14 protein-coding genes are annotated in these 19,090 nt (G+C 60.2%); 2 read left to right on the top strand and 12 right to left on the bottom strand.

What is annotated here, in order from left to right; all coding sequences use genetic code 11:
- Positions 1-164: 164 nt before the first annotated feature.
- Positions 165-611 carry an azurin gene (gene azu, locus AAEZ05_RS27390; RefSeq protein ID WP_045061819.1) on the bottom strand — a complete coding sequence of 149 codons (447 nt, stop codon included), beginning with the start codon at positions 609-611 and terminating at the stop codon, positions 165-167.
- A gap of 341 nt (positions 612-952) precedes the next feature.
- Here azu and AAEZ05_RS27385 point away from each other — a divergent pair, with 341 nt between their 5' ends.
- Complete coding sequence (locus AAEZ05_RS27385; protein WP_350649662.1) at positions 953-1,540, top strand: cytokinin riboside 5'-monophosphate phosphoribohydrolase; 588 nt, start codon at positions 953-955, stop codon at positions 1,538-1,540.
- Between the two features lie 68 nt (positions 1,541-1,608).
- Positions 1,609-1,797 (top strand): hypothetical protein, encoded by a 189-nt coding sequence (locus AAEZ05_RS27380; protein WP_045061821.1) that lies wholly within the window; start codon positions 1,609-1,611, stop codon positions 1,795-1,797.
- 183 nt (positions 1,798-1,980) lie between these two features.
- Here AAEZ05_RS27380 and AAEZ05_RS27375 read toward each other — a convergent pair whose 3' ends face one another.
- The 11 genes from AAEZ05_RS27375 to rnr all read right to left on the bottom strand — a co-directional run bounded on the left by AAEZ05_RS27375 (position 1,981) and on the right by rnr (position 18,791).
- The gene (locus tag AAEZ05_RS27375) at positions 1,981-2,871 is read right to left on the bottom strand and encodes a transglutaminase family protein (RefSeq protein ID WP_045061822.1); all 891 of its coding nucleotides are present in this window, start codon (positions 2,869-2,871) and stop codon (positions 1,981-1,983) included.
- Positions 2,871-5,357, bottom strand: a complete 2,487-nt coding sequence (locus AAEZ05_RS27370) for a circularly permuted type 2 ATP-grasp protein (RefSeq protein WP_045061823.1) — start codon at positions 5,355-5,357, stop codon at positions 2,871-2,873. The genes AAEZ05_RS27375 and AAEZ05_RS27370 overlap by 1 nt, the downstream gene beginning before the upstream one ends.
- An 88-nt stretch (positions 5,358-5,445) precedes the next feature.
- Positions 5,446-8,721 (bottom strand): transglutaminase family protein, encoded by a 3,276-nt coding sequence (locus tag AAEZ05_RS27365; RefSeq protein WP_350649659.1) that lies wholly within the window; start codon positions 8,719-8,721, stop codon positions 5,446-5,448.
- Between the two features lie 297 nt (positions 8,722-9,018).
- Positions 9,019-11,322 carry a YgiQ family radical SAM protein gene (locus tag AAEZ05_RS27360; RefSeq protein WP_350649657.1) on the bottom strand — a complete coding sequence of 768 codons (2,304 nt, stop codon included), beginning with the start codon at positions 11,320-11,322 and terminating at the stop codon, positions 9,019-9,021.
- A gap of 184 nt (positions 11,323-11,506) precedes the next feature.
- Positions 11,507-12,901, bottom strand: coding sequence for a replicative DNA helicase (dnaB, locus tag AAEZ05_RS27355; protein ID WP_045061826.1), 1,395 nt, complete (start codon positions 12,899-12,901; stop codon positions 11,507-11,509).
- A 121-nt stretch (positions 12,902-13,022) separates the two neighbouring features.
- Positions 13,023-13,469, bottom strand: coding sequence for a 50S ribosomal protein L9 (gene rplI, locus AAEZ05_RS27350; protein WP_008035347.1), 447 nt, complete (start codon positions 13,467-13,469; stop codon positions 13,023-13,025).
- A gap of 19 nt (positions 13,470-13,488) precedes the next feature.
- Positions 13,489-14,382 carry a hypothetical protein gene (locus AAEZ05_RS27345; RefSeq protein WP_045061827.1) on the bottom strand — a complete coding sequence of 298 codons (894 nt, stop codon included), beginning with the start codon at positions 14,380-14,382 and terminating at the stop codon, positions 13,489-13,491.
- 36 nt (positions 14,383-14,418) lie between these two features.
- The gene (gene rpsR / locus AAEZ05_RS27340) at positions 14,419-14,649 is read right to left on the bottom strand and encodes a 30S ribosomal protein S18 (RefSeq protein ID WP_002551829.1); all 231 of its coding nucleotides are present in this window, start codon (positions 14,647-14,649) and stop codon (positions 14,419-14,421) included.
- Between the two features lie 28 nt (positions 14,650-14,677).
- A complete protein-coding gene (gene rpsF, locus AAEZ05_RS27335; RefSeq protein WP_003217491.1) occupies positions 14,678-15,100 on the bottom strand; it encodes a 30S ribosomal protein S6 in 423 nt (140 codons plus the stop codon).
- Between the two features lie 296 nt (positions 15,101-15,396).
- A complete protein-coding gene (rlmB, locus tag AAEZ05_RS27330; RefSeq protein WP_045061828.1) occupies positions 15,397-16,164 on the bottom strand; it encodes a 23S rRNA (guanosine(2251)-2'-O)-methyltransferase RlmB in 768 nt (255 codons plus the stop codon).
- The gene (rnr, locus tag AAEZ05_RS27325) at positions 16,161-18,791 is read right to left on the bottom strand and encodes a ribonuclease R (RefSeq protein ID WP_205892005.1); all 2,631 of its coding nucleotides are present in this window, start codon (positions 18,789-18,791) and stop codon (positions 16,161-16,163) included. Before rnr ends, rlmB begins: the two co-directional genes overlap by 4 nt.
- Positions 18,792-19,090 lie beyond the last annotated feature (299 nt).

Genomic DNA, 19,090 nt, shown 5'->3' with positions numbered 1-19,090 from the left:
TCTATCGTTCATGGAACCTCCAAGTTGGCGAAATCATATCGCCCTTAAGAGGTGTCCGGAATTATTAGACCAGTTCAGGCTTGCCCGCGATGAACGCTGACGCGGTCAAAGGCCAGGCACAAAAAAAGCGTCCGCAATGGACGCTTTTTTTGAAGCTGATTCGCTTACTTCAGTGTAACCGTACCTTTCATCATCGAGATGTGGCCCGGGAACGAGCAGAAGAAACCGTATTTCTCATCCGCACTCAGCTTCGACACATCAAAAGTCACCGAATCGGTTTCCTTGGCGCCGATGATCTTGGTGTGGGCGATGATGCGGGTGTCGCCGTCTTTCAGGTAGTTCTTGTCGATACCGGCAGCCAGGCCATCGGTGGCGATCGGCTGCATGTCAGCTTCTTTACTCAGCACCCAGTTATGACCCATGACGTTCTTCGGCAAGCTGCCAGAGTGGGTCAACTCGACGGTGAAGGTTTTGCAGCTCTTGTCGATCTCAATGGCCTTGCTGTTGAAGGTCATCTGGTCGGTGGAGTCGATGGTGGTCTTGCACTCGGCAGCCATCAGTTGGCTGCTGGCCAGTGTCAGCAGGGATACCGCAACAAGTTTGGCAAACATGGTGAATCTCCAAGGCAGGGTTAACAAAAGTGCGAATGGACAGAAGACTGCCTGAAAACTGCGCAAGTTCCTATGACCTGAATCAAAAATTGTATACAACTTTCGGGCTATGACACCGATCGAAACAATCTACCAGCCAGATGCCTGGCCCGGCCCTATCATCGGTCCATCGCCACCTACCTGGAATCCGTCATGACCCTCAATAGCCTGTTGTGCAGCCTGCTTGCCGCGTATGCCTGTGGTGCCAGCGGCAGTTACGAAACCCCTGCCCGCGACCTTTAACCCTTGGATCGCTAACGCCGTGCCTTTACCCTGTGGTCATCGTGACCGTGGAGCAAAGCATGTCATTAGCATCCGTTTGTGTTTTCTGCGGTGCCAGCGCTGGCACCCACCCGGCTTATCGTGAAGCGGCTATCGCCCTTGGGCGCGCCATCGCCGAACGCAAGCTGACCCTGGTATACGGCGGTGGTGCCGTGGGTTTGATGGGGATAGTCGCGGATGCCGCCCTGGCAGCCGGCGGGGAAGTCATTGGTATCATTCCGCAAAGTCTCAAGGACAAGGAAATCGGCCACAGCGGCCTGACTCGCCTGGAAGTGGTTGACGGCATGCATGCGCGCAAGGCGCGGATGGCCGAGCTGAGCGATGCTTTCATCGCGCTGCCCGGCGGCCTCGGCACCCTGGAAGAACTGTTCGAGGTCTGGACCTGGGGCCAGCTCGGCTATCATGCAAAACCGCTCGGCCTGCTCGAAGTGAACGGTTTCTACAGCAAATTGACTGGTTTTCTTGATCATATCGTCGGCGAAGGCTTCGTTCGCGAAGCGCACCGTGACATGCTGCAAACGAGCGAATCGCCGCAAACCCTGCTCGACGCACTGGATGCCTGGCACCCGGTGGTCACGCCAAAATGGGCCGAGCAAAAACCCAGCTAACGGCTCGGGCCCGATACAGGGCAGAATATGCGCCGCTCAACCTCACCTTCGACCCAAGAGGATCGCCCATGGCTAAACCTAATTATTCCTTCGCCAAACGTCAGAGAGACTTGGCCAAGGAGCAGAAGAAAGAGGAAAAGCTTCAGCGCAAGAAAGCTACAGCTGAAGAAGAAGCAGCAGCACTGAACCCGGATGCCGAAGGTGAAGTGGCTACAGACGAAACCGCAGCACCGAAAGATCAGGCGCCTGACGCCTGAGACCCTCAGGGCCGGATGATCTGATCAGGCCCACCGGATCTGTGTCCAGGGTTGGCAGCAGTGCTGCTGACCCTGTAGGAGCTGCCGAAGGCTGCGATCTTTTGATCTTGCTCTTCAAATGTTCTGGAGACGCTCAAGATCAAAAGATCGCAGCCTTCGACAGCTCCTACCGGGGGATGCGCGTTAATCCAGCGGCATCACCGTGACCCGAACTTCGGGGTCATGATTGCCCCCGCCCAGAATTACCCCGCGCAACGGCGACACATCCGAAAAATCCCGGCCCCAGGCCAGGGTGATGTGCTCCAGTGCCGGCTGCACGTTGTTGGTCGGATCAAAATCGACCCAACCCAGTACCGGACAAAATACCGAAACCCAGGCATGCGAGGCGTCGGCGCCGATCAGGCGTGGCTGGCCGGGTGGTGGCTGAGTCAGCAGGTACCCGCTGATGTAACGCGCTGCCAGGCCTCGGGAGCGCACGCACGCGAGCATCAGGTGGGCGAAGTCCTGGCAAACCCCTCGCCGCCGCTCCAGGACCTCCACCAGAGGCGTGGCGACCTGGGTCGCTTCGGCATCGAAGGTGAACTCGCTGAAAATCTTCTCCATCAATGCCTGAACGCCAAGCAGCAACGGCCTGCCCGGCGCAAAACAACTTTCCGAGAACTCGACGAAGTTGCGCTTCAAGTGCACATAGGGCGATTCGAACCGGTAACGGCAGGCTTCCAGTATCTCGCGGGAAAGCGGCTGGCTGCTGTAGGTCAGCGCGCTGCGGGTATCTTCCCATGCGGGGGAGCGGTTGAAGTCCAGCATCGGCCGGGCCGTCACTTCAATGGTCAGGCTGGCATTGACCAGCAATTCGTCGTGGGGGCGCTCGAACGCCAGGCGGGTCAGCGGATTGCCGAACACGTCCAGTTCATCCCGGCGTGAGGTGGGATCGGGACTGATCTGCAAACGCTGATCCGTGCAATGCTGCCAGGCGCAAGGCCGTGGCCACAGGTGCGCCAGCTGCTGGGCGAGCGACACCGGGCTGTCGTAGTGATAGTGGGTGTCGTGAAAAATCTGGTAATGGGCGCTCATCAGACGGACACCGTACGCTGGCTGACATCATCGACATGGGCGAAATGCCGCAGTGCCAGGCGATCGGAGGCCTGGCCGCTGGCTTCGGCGATTTCCTGCAGCAGATCGGCCAGGCCTTCGACGGCGGCGCGTACGCTGGCTTCGCCAAACAGCGAGTTTTGCAGGCACCCCAGGTCGAACCGGGCCAGGCGCTCGACCAGTTGCGGCAAACCGGTCTCACGTGGCGCACCGAAATCGTCATTCAGTCGCTTGAGGGTACGATTGACCAGCTTCAACTGGAACAGCACGGCATGGGGGTTTTGCTCGTCGAGGAGCAACAGGTCCAGTACCGGGAGCAGTTGCGCCACCGCCAGATACCGCGAGCGATACGTGATACTGCTGTTGCCCAGTTCCAGCAGCCATTCCAGGCCCGCCTGATCAAAAGGACCGGCGCCGCGCAGGAAGGCGGCTAGGCTGGCGCTGAGAAATTGCAGCCGTTCGATGCGCCGACCGATCATCAGAAAGCGCCATCCCTCATCGCGGGTCATGTCGTCCAGGGCAAAACCCGACAGCGCGGCCAGGGACATCACCAGTCGGTTGAGAAAGTCCAGCAGCTCACCGAAGTCAGGCTCGGCGGTTTCCAGTTCCATGGCTTCGCGTTGCAGCTCCACCAGGGCCTGCCAGTTTTCCCGCGAGAGCTTGCCGCGCACCTGCGAGGCTGCCCACTGCAATCGCTGCAGGTTGGAGCGCAGGCTGAACGACCAGTCATCCCCGAGCAGCGCGGCAAGCAGGCGTTCCTGCAGTTCGCCCTCATCGGGCAACAGCATCAGGCGTTCTCCAAGATCGACTGCGGCTTGCAGCGCTTGCGGATCGTCGCCATCGACATAACGAGCGAGCATGATGCGCAGCAACCGGGCGCTGTCATCACAGCGTTCGCAATAGCGACCGAACCAGAACAGGTTTTCCACCACCCGCGACGGCAGGTAGGGGTCGCGACGAACCAGGTCATGCACGCCTATCGTGCGTCGGGTTTTCCATTGTTCGCCGGTGGGTGGACGATCGCCCAGCACCCAGGTGTCCTTGCTGGCGCCGCCCCGTTGCATCGACACCACTTCGGCGTCCGCGTCGGCGGCGACCCGGGTCAAACCGCCAGGTAAAACGCGATAACCCTCATTGCTGGCGACCGCATACATGCGCATGCCGATGGCACGAGGTTGCAACTGGCCGTCTTCAGCCTGCCACACCGGGGCCTGGGATAACTGCGCAAGTTCTTGCGCCACATAAGCGTAAGGGCGCGCCTGCATGCGCTCGGCAAGCTCTTCGCGCTGTTTTTCACTCAGGTCGCGGCCAAACACCGGGGTAAAACTCTGGGATGGAAAGGCCGGCTTGATCAGTAGTTCGGGCAGCTTCTCCAGTGCCTGCGCCAGCACCGGCGCCTCGCCGCACCACCAGGTGGCGATGGACGGCAGTATCAGCTCCTCACCAAACAGGAACTGACTGATCCGCGGCAGAAAGCCGAGCAGGCCCGGCGACTCCAGCACGCCGCTGCCGAGCGCATTGGCCACCAGCACCCGGCCCTGCCGCACCGCCTCGAGCAATCCTGGCACGCCAAGGGCTGAATCGGTGCGCAATTCGAGCGGGTCGCAGAAGTCATCATCCAGCCGGCGCATGATCGCGTGCACGCGGCGCAAACCGCTCAGTGTCTTCAGGTAGACCGTGGCATCGCGCACCGTGAGGTCACCACCTTCCACCAGCGGATAGCCGAGTTGCCGCGCCAGGTAGAGATGCTCGAAATAGCTTTCATTAAAACGGCCGGGCGTCAGCAACACGATCAGCGGCGCCTCGGCGTCGCTCGGCGCCTGGCGCGCCAGGGTCTCCTGCAGCGTGCGGAAGAAACCGGCCAGGTGCTGCACCTTCAGGTCACGGTACAACTCCGGGAACGCGCGCGACACGATGGTGCGGTTCTCCAGCGCATAACCCGCGCCAGAAGGTGCCTGGGTGCGGTCCGCCGTTACCCACCAGCGACCATCCGGCGTACGCGCCAGATCGACGGCATACAGGTGCAAAAAAGCCCCGTCAGGCGGCTTGATGCCCTGGCAGGGCCAGAGGAAATTGTTGTGGCCGAACACCAGCTCGGCCGGCAACAGCCCCTCGGCAATCAAGCGTTGCGGGCCATACAGGTCTGCCAGCACGGCATTGAGCAGGCGCGCACGCTGGGCGATGCCGGCCGACAATTGCTGCCACTCATCGACGGCGATTACATGCGGCAGCAAGTCCAGTTCCCACGGCCGATCCGCGCCTTTGGGGTCGGCGTAGACGTTGTAGGTCACACCGTTTTCGTGGATCTGCCGGGTCAACAGGGCCTGACGCTGCATCAATTGCGCAGGGGTGCTGCGCTGCAATTGGTCGAACAACCGACGCCAATGCGCGCGCACGGCTCCGCTGTCGTCGAGCAGTTCGTGGTAATTGCCCGCCGTCGGCGGGTAGCGGTCAAGCAGGTCAGGCATGGAAAGCTCGGCAGACAGCAAGGAACGGTCAGACTAACGCACGCTCATGACACCCGGATAGACGAAAAACCCGGGCGTCGCGTACGGTTCAAAAACGTCGTAAATCGAGCGTCATTGGCAGCTCGTCGTTGATATCCAGAAGGGGCACCGGCAGTTTTCCGGGGCTGTGGCCGATACGGAAGAACCGCGCCATGCGCCGGCTCTCGGCTTCGTTCGCGTTCACCGGCAAGCTGTCGTAGTTGCGTCCTCCCGGATGAGCCACGTGGTACTGGCAACCGCCCAGTGAGCGTTGCATCCAGGTGTCGAGCAAGTCGAACACCAATGGCGCGTGAACCGGGATGGTTGGCTGCAGGCAGTTGGCCGGTTGCCAGGCGCGAAAACGCACGCCGGCGACAAACTCGCCGACTCGTCCGGTCGGTTGCAGGGGCACGGCAACGCCATTGCAGGTCAGCAGGTAGCGCTGTGGCGGCAAGCCGCTGAGCTTGACCTGCAGGCGCTCCAGGGATGAGTCGACATAGCGCACGGTGCCACCAGGCGCGCCCTCCTCGCCCAGCACATGCCAGGGTTCCAGCGCCTGACGCACCTCCAGTTCGATACCGCTGACCGCGTAGTCGCCCACTTTGGGAAAGCGAAATTCCAGGTGTGCGGCGAACCACTCGGCACGCACGGGATAACCGGCCGAATTCAGGTCGACGATAACGTCGGCAAAATCCTGTTCGATGAAGTGCGGCAACAGGAAACGGTCGTGCAGTTCGGTGCCCCAGCGCGCCAGTTTCGGCGGCGCATAGGGTTCACGCCAGAATCGTGCGACCAGCGCCCGCAGCAGCAGCTGTTGGGTCAGGCTCATGCGCGCATGGGGTGGCATTTCAAAGGCGCGCAGCTCCAGCAAGCCCAGGCGGCCGGTTGCGCCATCCGGGGAATACAGCTTGTCGACGCAGAACTCGGCACGGTGCGTGTTGCCCGTCACGTCGATCAGCAGGTTTCGCAGTAACCGGTCCACCAGCCACGGCGCACACTCTTCGCCAGGCTCGGGCATCTGCGCAAAGGCGATCTCCAGTTCATACAACGCATCGTTGCGCGCCTCATCGACTCGCGGCGCTTGCGACGTGGGGCCGATGAACAGTCCCGAGAACAGGTAGGACAGGGAAGGATGGTTATGCCAATAGCTGATCAGGCTGCGCAGCAGGTCCGGACGCCGCAGGAATGGCGAGTCGGCCGGCGTCGCACCACCCAGGACAAAATGGTTGCCGCCGCCGGTTCCGGTGTGGCGGCCATCGATCATGAATTTTTCGGTGGTCAGGCGAGTCTGGCGCGCCTGTTCGTAAAGAAACTCGGTTCGTTCGACCAGTTCGTCCCAGGTGGCAGAAGGCTGGACGTTGACTTCGATCACACCCGGATCAGGCGTGATGCGAAAGTTGCTCAGGCGCGGATCGCTCGGCGGCTCGTAGCCTTCCAGCAACACCGGGCAATGCAACTCCTCTGCAGTGGCCTCGATGGCGGCGACCAGTTCCAGATAGTCCTCGGCCCGTTCCAGAGGCGGCATGAACAGATACAGGCGACCCTCACGCGCTTCGGCACAGAAGGCGGTGCGGGTCAGCCAGTCGGCGGATTCTTCTAGCTTTGGCGCGCGCTCCTCGACCACTGGCGGTTGGTCCTGGCTTTGCAACTGAGCCGAGTCGGGCAGCGGCGGGAAATCCTGGTTCGGATCCCGGGGATGGATAAATGGATACTCTGCAGCCTTGACCCAGGGTTGCGAGCCCAGCGGCAAGCGGTACCCCAGGGGTGAGTCACCGGGTACCAGCCGGCAATGCTCATCGCGCAGGTACCAGCGACCGCTTTGCCACTGGTCACCCTTGGCAGTACGTGCCAGGGGAAGAACCTGTCCGATGACCTTATCCAGGCCCTGGCTGAAGACCTTGCGCAGGCGCGCCCGCTCCAAGGGCTCTTCCAGGCGCGAATCTTCGGCGCTGACGTTCTGGGGCAACGTGCCTTCACGCCAGAGGTAATAGAAATTGTCTTCGTAGGCAGGAAACACAAAGCGCGTCGGAATTTTCAGACGTTCAGCCACGCTTGCCAGGAAACGCCCGGCCAGTTCGCCGTCAGCGCCGTAGTCCTCCTGCTCGTCGGCAATCAACGCGCCGTTGCTCCAGATCGGCACGCCGTCGCGACGCCAGTAGCAGTTCAACGACCAGCGCGGCAGTTGCTCACCGGGGTACCACTTGCCTTGGCCAAAATGCACAAGGCCATTGGGTGCGTAGTGCTTGCGCATGCGCTCGAACAGTTCGGCCGACAGGCGCCGCTTGTCCGGACCGAGCGCGGCGGTGTTCCACTCCGCGCCGTCCGGGTCGTCGATGGAGACAAAGGTCGGCTCGCCGCCCATGGTCAGGCGTACGTCACTTTCCAGCAGGTCTGCATCGATCTGGCGACCCAGGGCCTGAATTGCCAGCCATTGGTCTTCGGTGTAGGGCCGGGTGACGCGAGGCGCTTCCCAGATGCGCTCAACGGACATCTCATGGGTAAACTCGCATTCGCAGGGTTCCACCAGGCCGCTGATCGGGGCCGCAGAGCCCGGATCGGGACTGCAGGCCAACGGAATGTGGCCTTCGCCGGCAAACAGCCCGGAGGTGGCGTCCAGGCCGATCCAGCCGGCACCCGGCAAATAGACTTCACACCAGGCATGCAGGTCGGTGAAATCCACCTCGGTGCCGGAAGGACCATCGAGACTTTTCACATCGGCGGTCAGCTGGATCAGATACCCGGACACGAAACGCGCCGCCAGGCCAAGGTTGCGCAACAGCTGCACCAACAGCCAGGCGGAGTCGCGGCAGGAACCGCTCGCGTGTTCGAGCGTGTGCTCGGGCGTCTGCACACCCGGCTCCATGCGAATCAGGTAGCCAATGTCTTCGCTCAAGCGCTGGTTGAGGCCGACCAGGAAGTCGACGCTGGGCAAGGGTGTGCGGTCGATGCCGTCGAGGTAGGCCTTGAACTTCGGTGTGAGCGGCAGGGTTTCCAGGTACGGCGCCAGTTCCTTGCGCTCGTCGGCTGCATAGGTGAACGGGATTTTCTCGGCATAGGGCTCGAGGAAAAAGTCGAAGGGATTGAAGACGGCCATCTCCGCCAGCAGATCGACTTCGATACGCAGCTCTTCGGTTTTTTCCGGAAACACCAACCGCGCCAGGTAATTGCCCTGGGGGTCCTGCTGCCAGTTGATGAAGTGCTGCTCGGGCGAGACTTTCAGCGCATAGGACAAGATCCGCGTACGACTGTGGGCGGCCGGGCGCAGCCGCACAATCTGCGGTCCGAGTTCGACGGCGCGGTCGTAGCGGTAATGCGTGACGTGATGCAATGCGACATGTATCGACACGGCGTGCCTCCTGCGAGCCTTAAGCGTATTCGAAAGCGCGCAAGACTTATGCCATCCAGCAGCGCTGGCGCTTTCACAGATTTGCTTAGGGCAGTACAGCACCAAAATCGGGCGATGCGGGAATTTGGTTGGGAGTGATTGCACGCAAATGTGGCGAAGATCAAAAGATCGCAGCCTTCGGCAGCTCCTACAGGGGTACGCATTCCAACTGTAGGAGCTGCCGAAGGCTGCGATCTTTGATCTTCAAACGCAAAACGCCAACCCGAAGGTTGGCGTTCTGTTAGCTGCTTTAAGCGTTTAGCGCGGCACAACCGGCTTGCGCGCGGGCTTGGGGCCTTTGCCTTTGGCCGCGTCCTTGCGCTCCTTGGCCGCTTGCTGATTGCGGGCAAACGCCGCAGCCTTGGCCTGTTCACGCTTGTCCCACGGGTTGGCGCCATCGCTGGCACGCGGTGGCAGGCCAGTGTGCTGGGTAAGAATCTTGGTGGTCTTCTCCCCCGCCACTTTATGGCTACCCGCCGGCGTCGAGTTCTTGCGACGAGCGCTCTGGTAACTGTCGGTGGCCGGCTGATGTAGCGGGATCAACTGGTTCTTGCCCGGGCCGATCAGGTCGGCGCGGCCCATGCGGGTCAGCGCTTCACGCAGCATCGGCCAGCCCTTCGGGTCGTGATAACGCAAGAACGCCTTGTGCAGGCGACGCTGCTCTTCGCTTTTGACGATGGTCACGGCGTCGCTTTTGTAGGTGACCTTGCGCAGCGGGTTCTTGCCCGAGTGGTACATCGCGGTGGCGGTGGCCATCGGCGACGGGTAGAACGCCTGCACCTGGTCGGCCCGGAAGCCGTTGCCCTTGAGCCACAGGGCCAGGTTCATCATGTCATCATCGGTGGTGCCCGGGTGGGCAGCGATGAAGTATGGAATCAGGTACTGCTCTTTCCCGGCTTCCTTGGAGTACTTCTCGAACATGCGCTTGAACTTGTCATAGCTGCCAATGCCCGGCTTCATCATCTGGTTGAGCGGACCTTCCTCGGTATGTTCAGGGGCGATCTTCAGGTAACCACCAACGTGGTGGGTCACCAGTTCCTTGACGTATTCCGGCGACTCGACCGCAAGGTCGTAGCGCAGGCCGGAAGCGATCAGGATCTTCTTCACACCCGGCAGCGCACGGGCGCTGCGATACAGCTGGATCAGCGACGAGTGATCGGTGTTCAGGTTCGGGCAGATGCCCGGGAACACGCACGACGGCTTGCGGCACGCGGATTCGATTTCCGGCGTCTTGCAGGCAATGCGGTACATGTTCGCAGTCGGGCCGCCGAGGTCGGAAATGACGCCGGTGAACCCTGGCACCTTGTCGCGGATCTCTTCGATTTCGCGAATGATCGACTCTTCGGAACGGTTCTGGATGATCCGGCCTTCGTGCTCGGTGATCGAGCAGAAGGTACAGCCGCCGAAGCAGCCACGCATGATGTTCACCGAGAAGCGGATCATGTCGTAGGCAGGAATTTTTTCCTTGCCGTAGGCCGGGTGCGGAATGCGCGCATAGGGCATGCCGAACACGTAGTCCATTTCTTCGGTGGTCATCGGAATCGGCGGCGGGTTGAACCAGACGTCGACTTCGCCGTGCCTCTGTACCAGGGCACGGGCGTTACCCGGGTTGGTTTCCAGGTGCAACACACGGTTGGCGTGGGCGTACAGAACCGCATCACCACGGACTTTTTCTACCGATGGCAGGCGGATGACGGTCTTGTCACGGGTCATGCGCGGGCTGGCCAGGATCTGCACGACCTTGGCTTCACTTGGATCTTCAACCGGCCCCTTTTCTTGCTCGATGGCGCAGGCCTGGGTGTCCTGGGTGTTCACGTACGGGTTGATGATCTTGTCAATCTTGCCCGGACGGTCAATGCGCGTGGAGTCGACTTCGTACCAGTCTTTCGGGGTGTCGCGACGGATGAACGCAGTGCCACGCACGTCGGTGATGTCTTCGATCTTGTGCCCGTAGGACAGACGCTGGGCGACTTCGACGATCGCACGCTCGGCGTTGCCGTAGAGCAGGATGTCGGCGCAGGCGTCGATCAGGATCGAGTTGCGTACCCGGTCCTGCCAATAGTCGTAATGGGCGATGCGGCGCAGAGAGGCTTCGATGCCGCCGAGTACGATCGGTACGTTTTTGTAGGCTTCCTTGCAGCGCTGGCTGTACACCAGGCTTGCGCGGTCCGGACGTTTGCCCGCCAGGCCGCCCGGTGTATAGGCGTCATCTGAACGGATTTTCTTGTCGGCGGTGTAGCGGTTGATCATCGAATCCATGTTGCCGGCCGCGACGCCGAAGAACAGGTTCGGCTCGCCGAGCTTCATGAAATCGTCTTTGGACTGCCAGTTCGGCTGGGCAATGATCCCGACGCGGAAGCCCTGGGACTCCAGCAGCCGGCCGATGATTGCCATGCCGAACGACGGATGGTCAACGTAGGCATCACCGGTGACGATGATGATGTCGCAGGAATCCCAGCCAAGCTGATCCATCTCCTCCCTGCTCATTGGCAGGAATGGCGCTGGGCCGAAACATTCGGCCCAGTACTTGGGATAGTCAAATAACGGCTTGGCTGTTTGCATGACGATGACCGGTGTTGAGATGAAAAATCGCGGGCGCGGAATATAGCACAAAATTTAACCAATTCCGACGGTAATGGTCGGAAATTGCGTCGCCGCCATCGCGGGCAAGCCCGCTCCCACAGGTTCGGTGAGATTCTCGTGGGAGCGGGCTTGCCCGCGATGAGGCCCTCTCAGGCGCTACAGCTTATTCGTCGTCGAAGTTGTAGCTACCCGGTGCGAGGTTTTCGAAGCGGGTGTACTTGCCGATAAACGCCAGGCGCGACGTGCCGATCGGGCCGTTTCGCTGCTTGCCGATGATGATCTCGGCGATGCCCTTGTGCTCGGTCTCCGGGTGATAAACCTCATCCCGATACACGAACATGATGACGTCAGCATCCTGCTCGATCGCTCCGGATTCCCGAAGGTCGGAGTTGATCGGGCGTTTGTTCGGACGTTGTTCCAAAGACCGGTTGAGCTGGGACAAAGCCACCACCGGGCAATTGAATTCCTTGGCCAGGGCCTTGAGGGAACGGGAGATCTCGGAAATCTCGTTGGTCCGGTTATCGCCACCGGAACCTGGAATCTGCATCAATTGCAGGTAGTCGATCATGATCAGGGCGACATCGCCGTGCTCACGCACCAGGCGCCGGGTACGCGCACGCATCTCCGACGGGCTGATACCGGCCGTATCGTCGATGAACAGCTTGCGATCGTTGAGCAGGTTGACTGCCGAGGTCAGGCGCGGCCAGTCATCGTCGTCGAGGCGACCGGCACGGACCTTGGTCTGGTCGATACGCCCCAGGGACGACAACATACGCATGATCAGCGATTCACCTGGCATCTCCAGCGAGTACACCAGCACGCACTTGTCGCTGCGCAGCACGGCGTTTTCCACCAGGTTCATCGCAAAGGTGGTTTTACCCATGGATGGACGGCCGGCGACGATGATCAAGTCAGACGGCTGCAGGCCGCTGGTCATGCCGTCGAGGTCGGTGTACCCGGTGGACAGGCCGGTAATCGCGTTGTCGGTATTGAACAAGGTGTCGATGCGGTCGATGGCCTTGGTTAGCAGGTCATTCACGCTCACCGGGCCGCCGGTTTTTGGCCGGGCCTCGGCGATCTGGAAGATCTGCCGTTCGGCTTCGTCGAGAATCTCTTCTGCCGTGCGGCCTTCCGGGTTGAAGGCACTGTCGGCAATTTCAGAAGCAATGCCGATCAGTTGACGCAAGGTCGCCCGTGCGCGAACGATCTGCGCATACGCCTTGATGTTGGCGACGGATGGCGTGTTCTTCGCCAGTTCACCCAGGTAACCGAGGCCGCCGACCTGCGAGGTCTGACCTTCCTTGTCCAATTGCTCGGCAAGGGTCACGACGTCGATCGGCGAGTTCTGGTCAGCCAGCTTGGCGATCGCGCGGAAGATCAGGCGGTGGTCATGCCGATAAAAATCGCCATCCGAAACTTGATCGAGCACGCGTTCCCAGGCGTTGTTGTCCAGCATCAGACCACCGAGCACAGCCTGTTCGGCCTCGATGGAATGCGGCGGCACCTTTAGGGCAGCGGTTTGCAGATCGTATTGCTCAGGAGCGGAGATATCGTTCATGGCCACTTGAATAGGTTTGTGAAAAACAGGAACTGCAGAAAGACAAAGGGCACGACCTGTGAACAGGATCGTGCCCGATGTTACCGGCAAGCACCCGAGGGTGCCAGCCGACAAGTGCTGCTTAAGCTGCTACCACGACAACGCGTACGGTGGCTTCAACTTCGGCGTGCAGGTGCACGGCTACGTCGAATTCGCCTACGTTGCGGATGGTGCCGTTCGGCAGACGAACTTCGCTTTTTGCAACTTCAACGCCAGAGGCGGTCAGTGCATCAGCGATGTCGTGGGTGCCGATCGAACCGAACAGCTTGCCTTCGTCACCAGCGGTGGCAGTGATAGTCACTTCCAGCTCAGCCAGTTGGGCGGCACGGCTTTCAGCCGAAGTTTTACGGTCTGCTGCGGCTTTTTCCAGCTCAGCGCGACGCTCTTCGAACGCAGCCAGGTTGGCTGGGGTCGCAGCGGTAGCTTTGCCGTAAGGCAGCAGGTAGTTACGACCGTAACCAGCCTTAACGTTCACTTTGTCACCCAGGTTGCCCAGGTTGGTGACTTTTTCCAGAAGGATCAGTTGCATGTGAAAATCCTCTTAACTTTTAACCTTCACCGTTCGCGCTATCGGCGTCTTTCGGCGCCAGACGACCGCGAAAATCAATCAGGCTGTCGACGATGGCCAAGACCACCAGCAACGGATAGATCAGCTGCATGAACAGCAACAGCGTGACGTACAACCCCACCAGCCAGAACCTGGCCAATCGCTTCTGCGCTACCAGCCCATGCATCAGGGACAGTGCGGCAAACACCAGCGGTACGCTGCACAACGGCGTCAGCATGGCCATCTGTGGACCGATGTTCGGCCCCAGAAGCATGCACGCCAGCAGCAACATCGCTGGTAGAAGCGGGAATCGGATGGCGCGAAATTCGCGACCAAAACCACCCGGGTTGTACAACAACGCCTGCCAGTAGCGCCCGACAATCAGGCTCAGCACACTGACGATTTGCAACAAGGCCGCAATCAGGCCGGTCAGGACCGGTGCAATCAGGGACGCAAAATGCGCTTGCTCGTCTACCGACAACTTCTGGTAGACATCACCGAGTAGCGACGGCATGACCTTTATCAAGGCCTGCGCCAGCATCTCGATCTGGGGACCAAAAGCGATCCCCAGCACCACTGAAAACACCACTCCCATCGCTATGCTGACCAGCAGCACGCGGTTCCAGGACTCACTTGCGCGCAAAACCAACGCAAGGCTCCAAGACCCCAGCAACACCAGAAGTGAGCGAGGGTCATCGGCATAAAGCCACCAGACCAGGGCCGGCAGCAGTCCCAGAGCAAGAACGCTCGTCGCGTCCTTCAATCCGCGCCGCAGGAGCACGAAGCATCCCGCAGCAGCACCCAACCAATACAACAACGGCAATGCCGCGCATCCAGCCACTACCAGAGTGGCCTGCATACGGCCGCGCATGATGAACTCAGCTATGGCACGCATGCATTCAATCCTTTGCTACGAGTCGACTGCCCGGTCTCAGCGGCCGTGGCTGTCGGTGTAGGCCAGCAGGGCCAGGAAGCGGGCGCGCTTGATAGCGGTGGCCAGCTGACGCTGATAACGAGCTTTGGTACCGGTGATGCGGCTTGGAACAATTTTGCCGGTCTCGGATACGTAGGCTTTCAGAGTGTTGAGATCTTTGTAATCGATCTCTTTCACGTCTTCAGCGGTGAAGCGGCAGAATTTACGACGACGGAAGAAACGTGCCATGTAATAGGCTCCTCAAAAGGTCCGTGGATTACTCGTCAGCGTTATCGCTGTTGTCGCTGTCATCACTATCAGCGCTTTCAGCGCCTTCGTGCTCAGGACGGTCGCGACGCTCACGGCGCTCACTGCGGTTTTCTTCAGCCTTGAGCATCTCGGATTGGCCGGTAACGGCTTCTTCGCGACGGATGACCAGGTTACGGATCACTGCATCGTTGTAGCGGAAGTTGTCTTCCAGCTCGGCCAGGGCCTTGCCAGTGCACTCAACGTTCAGCATCACGTAGTGAGCCTTGTGAACATTGTTGATTGCGTAGGCCAGTTGACGACGGCCCCAATCTTCCAGACGGTGGATTTTGCCGCCGTCTTCTTCGATCAGCTTGGTGTAACGCTCAACCATGCCGCCGACTTGCTCGCTTTGATCCGGGTGGACCAAAAAGATGATTTCGTAATGACGCATGAATGCTCCTTACGGGTTGTAGCCTGCCGCTCAAAAGCGGTCAGACAAGGAGTGAATGACACTTATGGACTTGCTTGCGATAGACACATGCGTGCCTGCCGTCACAGCAAGGGGCGCAATTGTAGAGAAGGGGCGGAAGAGGTGCAAGGTAATTGGTGATTATTTGAACAATCACCGCGATACCGGCCGGACACCTGTAGGAGCTGCCGAAGGCTGCGATCTTTTGATCTTAAAAACCAAAATCAAAAGATCGCAGCCTCATTTCTCTCGGCAGCTCCTACAAGTCCTGCGTAGTGTCAGGACTTTTTGCCAGTCCCGGCCGCCTTGACGCTACGCTGGCGCTGGGCTTCGAACAGGCACACGCCCGTTGCCACGGATACGTTGAGGCTGCTGACGCTGCCAGCCATCGGCAGGTGAACAAGGTAATCGCACAGGTCGCGGGTCAGGCGACGCATGCCGCTGCCTTCTGCACCCATGATCAGGATAGTCGGGCCGGTCATGTCCTGTTGATACAGGCTCTGTTCGGCCTCGCCCGCCGTGCCGACAACCCACAAGCCACGCTGCTTGAGCTTTTCAAGCGTGCGCGCAAGGTTGGTCACTGCAACCAACGGAATCACTTCCGCTGCGCCACAGGCGACCTTGCGCACTGTCGGGGTCAAGGTGGCTGACTTGTCCTTCGGCACGATCACCGCCAGCGCTCCGGCCGCATCGGCCGAACGCAGGCAGGCGCCAAGGTTGTGCGGGTCGGTTACGCCGTCGAGCACCAGCAGCAGTGGAGCGCCGTCGGTGCGATCGAGCAGCTCGTCCAGCATCGCCTCACCCCAGACCTGGCTCGGACTCACATCCGCCACCACGCCCTGGTGTACGCCCTCAACCCAGGCGTCGAGCTCGCGACGCTCGGCATTGCCGACCGCCACGCGATTCTCGGCAGCGAGTTCGATCAGGGTTTTCACGCGCGGGTCGCTGCGACCTTCCGCCAACCAGATCTGCTTGACGCGTTTCGGGTGATGGCGGAGCAGCGCTTCTACGGCATGTACGCCGTAGATTTTTTCCAACTGACTCATGACTTGGCCTTAGGTTTACGCGCCCCGCCGCTTTTGGCTGGGGCCGAGCCCGCTTTTGGCGGGCCTTTACGGTGTTTGCTTGGCTTGCTGCCGGGAGCCTTGTCAGGCGCCGACCGTCCGGTCTTTCCCCCAGACGCCGCTTTACCGCCGCTTTTCGCTTCAGACAGCAATGCCTGCTTCAATTCACGACTTTTGCGCAGCTCGGCATTTTTTGCCGCCGCATCGCTCGGACGATAGGCTTCGACAGCCTTCTCCTTCGCTGGACGACGGCCTGTTTTCGCGGCAGCCGGCTCGGCAACGGTTTTAGCCGTGGACTTGCTGGCTGGCTCGGTTTTTTCAGTTCCGCGCTTCTTGCGGCCGATTGGCGCGCTGATGGTTTTTTCAGCCATCTCGAAGTCGATCTTGCGCTCGTCGAGGTCAACGCGCATCACGCGCACTTCAACGGTATCGCCAAGGCGGAAGCTGCGACCGGTGCGCTCACCGGCGAGGCGGTGGTGCACAGGATCGAAGTGGTAGTAATCCCCAGGCAGCGCGGTGACGTGCACCAGGCCTTCGACGTAGATATCGGTCAGCTCGACGAACAGGCCAAAACCGGTCACGGCAGTGATCACACCCGGGAACGATTCACCCACGCGATCTTTCATGAACTCGCACTTGAGCCAGTTCACTACGTCGCGGGTCGCTTCGTCGGCGCGGCGCTCACTCATCGAGCATTGCTCGCCGAGCTGCTCGAGGGCGGCTTCGTCGTACGGATAGATCCGCGCTTTCGGGATGGTCATCGCGCCAGCACGGCGAACGTGCGGGGTGTCCTGCTTCGAATGGATGACGCTGCGGATCGCCCGGTGCGTGAGCAGGTCCGGGTAGCGGCGGATCGGCGAAGTGAAGTGGGTATAGGCTTCGTAATTCAGGCCGAAGTGGCCCTGGTTATCAGCGCTATACACCGCCTGACTCAGGGAACGCAGCATGACGGTCTGGATCAGGTGGAAATCCGGACGGTCCTTGATGCTGGCCAGCAACGCCTGGTAATCCTTCGGCGACGGGCCGTCCTTGCCTTTGTGCAGGGACAGGCCGAGCTCACCCAGGAACGCGCGCAGTTTTTCGAGGCGTTCCGGTGGCGGACCGTTGTGAACGCGATACAGAGCCGGAATTTCGTGCTTCTTGAGGAACTCTGCGGTGGCCACGTTGGCCGCCAGCATGCACTCCTCGATCAGCTTGTGCGCATCGTTACGAACGGTCGGACGGATTTCGGCAATCTTGCGCTCTGTGCCGAAGATAATCCGGGTTTCCTGGGTTTCGAAATCGATCGCGCCACGCACGTGACGCGCGCCCAGCAGCACTTTGTAAAGCGCGTAAAGCTGCTTGAGGTGCGGCAGGACATCGTTGTACTCGCCGCGAAGCTGACGCGCCTCGGTGAGTTTCGGCGTTTCCAGCATCGCGCTGACCTTGTTGTAGGTCAGGCGGGCGTGGGAGTGGATCACGGCCTCGTAGAAGCAGTAGTCAGTCATCTCGCCCGTTTTGGAGATGGTCATCTCGCAAACCATGGCCAGGCGATCGACGTGCGGGTTCAGCGAGCACAGGCCGTTGGACAGCTGCTCCGGCAGCATCGGAATCACGCGCTCGGGGAAGTACACCGAGTTGCCCCGAACCTGGGATTCGTTGTCCAGGGCCGATCCGATTTTCACGTAGCTGGAGACGTCGGCAATTGCCACGTACAACTTCCAGCCGCCGGAGAACAGGCGCAGCTTGCCCGGCTTGGCTTCACAGTAAACGGCATCATCGAAGTCGCGCGCATCCTCACCGTCAATGGTGACGAACGGCAGATGGCGCAGGTCGATGCGCTTCTCTTTGTCTTTCTCTTCGACTTCAGGCTTGAGCTTGGCGGCTTCTTTCAACACCGCTTCAGGCCAAACATGCGGGATATCGTACGCACGCAGGGCGACGTCGATTTCCATGCCCGGCGCCATGTAGTTGCCCACGACCTCGACCACATCGCCTTGCGGCTGGAAGCGTGGGGTCGGCCAGTGGGTGATCTTCACTTCAACGAACTGACCGATCTTGGCATTGGCATTACGGCCCGGCGTGACCAGCACTTCCTGCTGGATTTTCGGGTTGTCCGCGACCACGAAGCCGATACCACCCTCTTCGAAGTAACGACCGACGATGGTCTCGTGGGCACGGGACACCACTTCGACGATCATGCCTTCGCGGCGACCACGACGATCCAGGCCGGAAACACGGGCCAGTGCACGATCACCGTCGAACACCAGACGCATTTGCGCCGGGCTCATGAACAGGTCGTCACTGCCGTCATCCGGCACCAGGAAGCCGAAGCCGTCCCGGTGACCACTGATGCGGCCGAGGATCAAGTCGAGCTTGTCCACCGGCGCATAGGTGCCACGACGGGTGTAGATGAGTTGAGCGTCGCGCTCCATGGCGCGCAGGCGGCGGCGCAGGGCTTCAATCTGGTCTTCTGTGGTCAGACCAAACTCTTCGACCAGTTGCTCGCGGTTAGCAGGCGAACCCCGATCAGCAAGATGCTGAAGGATCAGTTCGCGGCTAGGAATAGGGTTTTCATATTTTTCCGCTTCACGAGCGGCCTCGGGATCGAGGGACTGCCAATCGGCCATTAGAGAGTTTTCACCTTGTCTATATGCGGTTAGTTTGGCATAGGCGTAATGAAACGGGAAATTTCAGGCTGCGAGAGCCTGTCCAAAGCCCTTTATCGACACCTCAACGCCGATTTAAATGCCACTGGTAACATTTTGCAGGTTTTTTTGATGCCAGGGGTTTACAGTTAAAAAGACGCTCCGTATAGTGCGCGCCATCGACGACGGAGACGTTGCCGATACTGCCCAGATGGTGAAATTGGTAGACACGCCAGCTTCAGGTGCTGGTGACCGCAAGGTCGTGGAAGTTCGAGTCTTCT

The organism is Pseudomonas sp. HY13-MNA-CIBAN-0226 (genome assembly GCF_040310305.1).
In the GTDB taxonomy this organism is placed as follows: Bacteria; Pseudomonadota; Gammaproteobacteria; order Pseudomonadales; family Pseudomonadaceae; genus Aquipseudomonas; species Aquipseudomonas gregormendelii.
Note: the sequence above shows the minus strand (reverse complement) of the source record. Positions and strands in the feature narration are given on the sequence as shown.